Raw genomic sequence first — 1570 nt, forward strand, 5'->3', positions numbered from 1 at the left:
TTCTTTATGTGTCGCGCCAAGTTTCCCGCGTCCGGGTGTTTTCCCCGTGCTCCAGCGGCCAAAACTCCACGAACATTAACGGACGAACATCATGGCCAAAGCCGCAAACATCAAGATCAAGCTTCTGTCGACCGCCGACACCGGTTTCTTCTACGTGACCAGCAAGAACAGCCGCACCAAGACGGACAAGCTGTCGTTCCGTAAGTACGACCCGATTGCCAAGAAGCACGTCGAGTTCAAGGAAACCAAGATCAAGTGATCCGGTTTATCCTGAAATGCCGAACGCCGCCCCTTGGGGCGGCGTTTTTGTTTTCAGCGGGCGGACGCTCGAGCAAGAAAGCCCGCGGCTGCCTGACGCTGAATCATGCATGAGAAAAAGGGGGCCGGTCGGCGGTTGGCAGCGGTACGAGGAGGCCACTATGTGCCAGCGCCGGCCGGCCGACCCCACGGACCCAGGAGATGCGGCGGACCTGAGCATCATGGGGTATTTTTTGGATCGAGCCGGGCAGTCTACCCTCGTGCCGGCTTCGTCTTCGGTCTATGCCAAGCAGATTTGCGCAAGAACGTATGAAAATCAACCATTTCTTAACCACGGCTCCCGAATCGCTTGGATTAAGGTAAATTCCTAACCCTATCGGGTTGACGCGGAATTGGGGCTTCCGTGCGTAACCGCTTCACGGCGCAACGATTTCAGGCAACGCGCTTAAGTCTTCTGGTCTTGTCCATGTCGATGCGGCAAAACTGCTGCGCACCATTGGGTGGCATGGATTAGGCGGCCTTGGCGACAACCCGGTTGCGGCCGCCGCTCTTGGCCTCGTAGAGCGCAAGGTCGGCTCGCTTCATCAACGCCGCGACCGTATCGGCTCCCCTCAGCACCGATGACACGCCGACGCTGACCGTCACCTCGATCGTCTTGCCATCGCTGCCGATTGCGAAGGGCGCCTGCGCGATCTCGGCGCGGATACGCTCGGCCACCTTCTCGGCGATTGGCCCGTCGGTATCCGGCATGACCACGACGAACTCCTCGCCGCCGAAGCGGCAGGCGAGATCGATGCCGCGCACGTTCTTGCGCAGCCGCCTGGCGAATTCACGCAGAACGTCGTCGCCGCCGTCATGGCCATGGGCGTCATTGATGGATTTGAAACGGTCGAGGTCGGTGATCATCACCGAGAGCGGCCGCCGCCGCGCCACGGCGCGGTCGAACAGCGTCTCAAGATGGCTATCCAGGTAGCGGCGGTTGTGCAGGCCGGTCAGCGCGTCGGTCACCGCCATCTCGATGGTCTGGGTGACGCTGGCGCGCAGCTGATCGTTATAGCGCTTGCGCCGCACCTGCGTGCGCAGCCGGGCCGTCAGCTCGTGCTGATCGATCGGCCGCGTCAGATAGTCGTTGATGCCGAGTTCGAGGCCGCGGATGATGCGGCCCTCCTCGCCCTCATCGGCCAAGAGCATGATCGGCAGGAAGCGGGTGCGGTCGAGCGAGCGCAGTTGCGAGCAAAGCCGGAGCGCATCGAAATCGGCGAAGGCCGTCGAGATCAGCACGCATTCATAGGCGGTCTCGGCGGCCTGGAAG

At 61.5% G+C, this 1570-nt stretch carries 2 protein-coding genes; one reads left to right on the plus strand and one right to left on the minus strand.

The annotated features are described in order from the left end of the window. Window positions 1–91 precede the first annotated feature (91 nt). Window positions 92–259, plus strand: a complete 168-nt coding sequence (gene rpmG, locus EOA60_RS32240) for a 50S ribosomal protein L33 (protein ID WP_040995604.1) — start codon at window positions 92–94, stop codon at window positions 257–259. A 509-nt stretch (window positions 260–768) separates the two neighbouring features. Here rpmG and EOA60_RS32250 read toward each other — a convergent pair. Continuing rightward, window positions 769–1570 (minus strand): diguanylate cyclase (locus tag EOA60_RS32250; protein WP_128312577.1); only part of this gene is annotated, 802 nt, incomplete at its 5' end.

This window comes from Mesorhizobium sp. M1A.F.Ca.IN.020.06.1.1, assembly GCF_004023265.1.
Classification (GTDB): domain Bacteria; phylum Pseudomonadota; class Alphaproteobacteria; order Rhizobiales; family Rhizobiaceae; genus Mesorhizobium.